This window comes from Rhodohalobacter mucosus, from assembly GCF_003150675.1.
GTDB lineage: Bacteria > Bacteroidota > Rhodothermia > Balneolales > Balneolaceae > Rhodohalobacter > Rhodohalobacter mucosus.
Map to the genome: position 1 here is coordinate 1 of NZ_QGGB01000014.1, position 5794 is coordinate 5794.

A 5794-nucleotide genomic window follows, 5' to 3' on the forward strand; every position below is an offset into this window, starting at 1 on the left:
TGGAAAAAATAAGTGATGAGGCGACGACCTGCTCGGACTCCGCCGGCTGGCGGAAGTACCATCGGCGCTGCGGAGCTTATCCGCCGGGGGGCGGATCGGATGGGAACGGGTGGAAATAAAAAAAGGGTGAGGGTGACCATCTGCCCCGAAGGGATCGCTATGCGGCGTGACTCCGCGGCCCATCTGCGCGACTCTGCGAGAAACCCTTAAGGGGAGTAAATCATTGAGGAGCTTATGAGCACAGCAGACGTGGGCTGTTTGTCTGCAACAAAAAAAGCCTCCGTGCGCTGAGCGCAGGGAGGCTTTTGGAAAAAATAAGTGATGAGGCGACGACCTACTCTACCGCGAATGCAGTACCATCGGCGCTGCGGAGCTTAACGGCCGTGTTCGGAATGGGAACGGGTGGGACCTCCGCGCTATAATCACCTCATCAAGATCGTTGTAACTAACATCTTGTTGACGTAGTGGTGTGTAGTAAATTCTGTGGTGGAACAATGCGATTTCAGACCGGTGGTCTTTATCAAACTATGCCGGTTGGTATTGGACTTTGCCAGTCATGGTGCAAACCATCCAGGAAAAGCCGCAAGAGTACTTAGTACGGCTCGGCTAAACACATTGCTGTGCGTACACCTGCCGCCTATCAACCTGGTCGTCTTCCAGGACTCTTTGGGGAATACTTATCTTGGAGTGTGCTTCGCGCTTAGATGCATTCAGCGGCTTATCACATGCGCACATAGCTACCCTGCGGTGCAACTGACGTTACAACAGGTACACTAGCGGTGCGTCCACTCCGGTCCTCTCGTACTAGGAGCAGCTCTCCTCAATATTCCTACGCCCACAGCAGATAGGGACCGAACTGTCTCACGACGTTCTGAACCCAGCTCGCGTACCGCTTTAAACGGCGAACAGCCGTACCCTTGGGACCTTCTCCAGCCCCAGGATGCGATGAGCCGACATCGAGGTGCCAAACCTCCCCGTCGATATGAACTCTTGGGGGAGATAAGCCTGTTATCCCCGGAGTACCTTTTATCCTTTGAGCGATGGCCCTTCCATTCGGTGCCACCGGATCACTAAACCCAACTTTCGTTCCTGCTCGGCCTGTATGCCTTACAGTCAAGCACCCTTATGCTTTTACACTCTGCGCATGATTGCCAACCATGCTGAGGGTACCTTTGGGAGCCTCCGTTACGCTTTAGGAGGCGACCGCCCCAGTCAAACTACCCACCATACACTGTTTCCGCCAGCCGGCGGATTAGAATCCACCTGAGGCAAGGGCGGTATTTCAAGGGCGACTCCACAGACGCTGGCGCGCCCGCTTCACCGTCTCCCGCCTATCCTGCACATGCAGCAGCTAGAGCCAATGTAAAGTTGTAGTAAAGGTTCACGGGGTCTTTCCGTCCCGCTGCGGGTAATCGGCGTCATCACCGATACCACAATTTCACCGAGCTCGTGGCCGAGACAGTGTTCAAGTCGTTACACCATTCGTGCAGGTCGGAACTTACCCGACAAGGAATTTCGCTACCTTAGGACCGTTATAGTTACGGCCGCCGTTTACCGGGGCTTCAGTCAAGAGCTTCACCGCCTATTGGCGGTTAACTCCCTTCTTTAACCTTCCGGCACCGGGCAGGTGTCAGTCCCTATACATCGGCTTGCGCCTTGGCAGAGACATGTGTTTTTGGTAAACAGTCGCTTGAACCTTTTCACTGCGCCCCATCACGCCGTAGCGCGACAGGGGATCCTTCTCCCGAAGTTACGGATCTAATTTGCCTAGTTCCTTAGCCACGATTCTCTCGAGCACCTGAGGATCCTCTCCTCACCCACCTGTGTCGGTTTAGGGTACGAGCGCCTCCAACAAACAACGACGCTTTTCTTGGCAGCCAGATTACCTTCACTATCCGTTTGGCCGAAGCCTCCCGGTACTGTCGCCTTTCAGCCGTACGGGCGGCGGATTTGCCTGCCGCCCAGCCTACGGGCTTCAACCCCGATGTTCGTCACGGGGCGGAAGTGTCACTTCTGCGTCACGCCTTTGCCTTAACGCTGGAGCCGGTACCGGAATATTGAACCGGTTTTCCATCGGCTGGCCCTTTCGGGGTCGCCTTAGGTCTCGACTAACCCTGATCCGATTAGCGTTGATCAGGAACCCTTGGGTTTTCGGTGCAGGGGTTTCTCACCCCTGTTATCGTTACTCATGCCTACAGTTTCGCTTCCGCAACCTCCAGCCCTGCTCACGCAAAACCTTCTGCGGCGGCGGAATGCTCCCCTACCACTCTGTCACAAGTGACAGAATCCATGGTTTCGGTAACCAGCTTATGCCCGCAAATTATCGACGCCGGATCGCTCGACCAGTGAGCTATTACGCACTCTTTTAAGGAATGGCTGCTTCTAAGCCAACCTCCTGGTTGTCTGGGCAATCCAACTTTCTTTAACCAACTTAGCTGGTATTTTGGGACCTTAACCGATGGTCTGGGTTGTTTCCCTCTCGCCACGGGACGTTATCACCCCGTGACTGACTGCGCATCAACACCAACCGGCATTCGGAGTTTGTCTAGGTTTGGTACCCGGTGAAGGGCCCTAGCCTAATCAGTGCTCTACCTCCGGATGGCTATCCGATGCACGCTATACCTAAATATATTTCGGGGAGTACGAGCTATTTCCGAGTTTGATTGGCCTTTCACCCCTATCCACAGCTCATCCGAAGGCTTTTCAACGCCTGGCGGTTCGGGCCTCCATTGCCTTTTACGGCAACTTCACCCTGGCCATGGATAGATCACTCGGTTTCGCGTCTGCCCCGCTGTACTGGCGCCCTTATCAGACTCGCTTTCGCTGCGGCTCCTCCCCTGAAGGGATTAACCTCGCACAACAGGCGCAACTCGTAGGCTCATTATACAAAAGGCACGCCGTCACATTATAATCCGAAGACTACAACGCTCCGACCGCTTGTAAGCGCACGGTTTCAGGTACTATTTCACTCGCCTTCTCGGCGTTCTTTTCACCTTTCCCTCACGGTACTAGTCCACTATCGGTCATACAGATGTATTTAGCCTTGGCGGATGGTGCCGCCAGATTCATGCAGGGTTTCACCGGCCCCGCACTACTCAGGATCCTTACCAACCAACTCAAGCTTCACCTACGGGGCTTTCACCCTCTGTGGCGCTGCTTTCCAGGCAGCTTCGATTCACCGTTGTTGGTCTGATGGCAAGTCCTACTACCCCGACAGGTGCAAGCACCCGCCGGTTTGGGCTGTTTCCCGTTCGCTCGCCACTACTTGGGAAATCACTGTTGTTTTCTCTTCCTGAGGGTACTTAGATGTTTCAGTTCCCCTCGTATGCCTCCATCCGAAGATGGATACTCCGGCAAGCCGGAGTGGGTTGCCCCATTCGGACACCCGCGGATCAACGCTTCTTTGCAGCTCCCCACGGATTTTCGCAGCTTGGCACGTCCTTCATCGCCTCTGTATGCCTAGGCATCCACCGTGCGCCCTTTTCTGCTTTATCCTGCATGGCTTGCACAATGACTGCGCCCGCCTGCCCAATAAAACCTTCATGAGCTCGATTTTTTACCTCGATCTATTTCACAATTGTATGATACGCGGGGACCCGCGCATCATCACAGAATTTACTACCACTACGTCAAAGAACATCAACCAATCCCCCCGCTAAGCGGAACCGATCAATTACCAAATGCCATACCACAATCACTTGGATATTGGAATTTGGTAATTGACCCCATCAACAATCATCAATCACACATCAACAATCATCACGTGGAGCTACGGGGATTCGAACCCCGGACCCCCTGCTTGCAAAGCAGGTGCTCTAGCCAGCTGAGCTATAGCCCCTTTTCAATCCAATGAACAGGGCCCCCTGCTTGCAATCCGCCAACCGGCGGACCAGCCAGCTGAGCTATAGCCCCTTTGGATTTATTATTGGCGATTGATGATTGTTGATTTTTGACTGGTCAATCATCATTCAAAAATCAACAATCGCCAATCCAAAGTGGGCTTGGCAGGAGTTGAACCTGCGACCTCACGCTTATCAGGCGTGCGCTCTAACCACCTGAGCTACAAGCCCATTGTAGCCAACGAGCCTGATGCTGCAGGCAACCAGCCCGCCACGGCCCTGACAATTCCTTACAAGAGATAACCAGATTGCCGATGGGCTCCCGGGAGGCCATTTTCCTAGGAGGTGATCCAGCCGCACCTTCCGGTACGGCTACCTTGTTACGACTTAGCGCCAGTTACCAGGCTTACCCTAGGCAGCTGCCCCCCGAAGGTTAGCACGCCGACATCAGGTACTCCTGACTTCCATCGCTTGACGGGCGGTGTGTACAAGGCCCGGGAACGTATTCACCGCGTCGTTGCTGATACGCGATTACTAGCGATTCCACCTTCATGGAGTCGAGTTGCAGACTCCAATCCGAACTGAGAATGGCTTTCGAGATCTGCATCCCATTGCTGGGTAGCTTCCCTCTGTACCATCCATTGTAGCACGTGTGCAGCCCCGGACATAAGGGCCATGATGACTTGACGTCGTCCCCACCTTCCTCACTACTTGCGTAGGCAGTCTGGCCAGAGTCCCCACCATTACGTGCTGGTAACTGACCACAGGGGTTGCGCTCGTTGCGCCACTTAAGGCAACACCTCACGGCACGAGCTGACGACAGCCATGCAGCACCTTCCAACCCGCCCCGAAGGGACCCTCCGTTTCGGGAGGTAGCAGGTCGGATTTAGCCCGGGTAAGGTTCTTCGCGTTGCATCGAATTAAGCCACATGCTCCACCGCTTGTGCGGGCCCCCGTCAATTCCTTTGAGTTTCATTCTTGCGAACGTACTCCCCAGGTGGTATGCTTACTGCGTTAACTGCGTCACTGAATCCGAAAACCCAACAACTAGCATACATCGTTTACAGCGTGGACTACCAGGGTATCTAATCCTGTTCGCTCCCCACGCTCTCGTGCCTGAGCGTCAATACTGACCCAGCCGGCCGCCTTCGCCACTGATGTTCTTCGTAATATCTATGCATTTCACCGCTACACTACGAATTCCACCGACCTCTGTCAGATTCAAGACTTCCAGTATCCAGGGCAATTTTACCGTTAAGCGGCAAGATTTCACCCCAGACTTAAAAGCCAGCCTGCGCACCCTTTACACCCAATGATTCCGGACAACGCTTGCACCCTCCGTATTACCGCGGCTGCTGGCACGGAGTTAGCCGGTGCTGATTCAATTGGTACCGTCAAACCCCATCGAAACAGGGCTGTTCTTCCCAACCAAAAGCCGTTTACAACCCATAGGGCCGTCTTCCGGCACGCGGCGTGGCTGCGTCAGGCTTTCGCCCATTGCGCAAGATTCCTCACTGCTGCCTCCCGTAGGAGTCTGGACCGTGTCTCAGTTCCAGTGTGGGGGATCATCCTCTCAGACCCCCTAGCCATCATCGCCTTGGTAGGCCGTTACCCTACCAACTAACTAATGGCACGCAGACCCATCTATAGCCGTCTCAACTTTAACAACTGTGGCCATGCGGCCCCGCTGCATTATACGGTATTAGCCATCCTTTCGGATGGTTATCCCCTTGCTATAGGCAGGTTGTCTACGCGTTACTCACCCGTGCGCCAGTCTCCAGGTTGTGCAAGCACAACCCTTCTCCTTCGACTTGCATGTGTTAGGCCCGCCGCCAGCGTTCGTCCTGAGCCAGGATCAAACTCTCCATTGTATATATCCTAAATATCCAATAAACAGCTCAACCCAAAAACCCATCAAACAATCTGGTTATCTCTTACAGTATGTCAAAAGAACA

At 54.1% G+C, this 5794-nt stretch carries 2 tRNA genes and 3 rRNA genes; all 5 read right to left on the bottom strand.

Annotated elements, in window-relative coordinates:
- Positions 1 to 321 precede the first annotated feature (321 nt).
- Positions 322 to 430 (bottom strand): 5S ribosomal RNA (gene rrf / locus DDZ15_RS16525).
- Positions 431 to 571: 141 nt separating this feature from the next.
- Positions 572 to 3494, bottom strand: a 23S ribosomal RNA gene (locus tag DDZ15_RS16530).
- Between the two features lie 270 nt (positions 3495 to 3764).
- Positions 3765 to 3838: transfer RNA gene (locus DDZ15_RS16535), tRNA-Ala, on the bottom strand.
- 158 nt (positions 3839 to 3996) lie between these two features.
- A tRNA-Ile gene (locus DDZ15_RS16540) sits at positions 3997 to 4070 on the bottom strand.
- 107 nt (positions 4071 to 4177) lie between these two features.
- Positions 4178 to 5710 (bottom strand): 16S ribosomal RNA (locus DDZ15_RS16545).
- Together the 16S, 23S and 5S rRNA genes with 2 tRNA genes alongside form the textbook arrangement of a ribosomal RNA operon.
- Between the last annotated feature and the right edge of the window lie 84 nt (positions 5711 to 5794).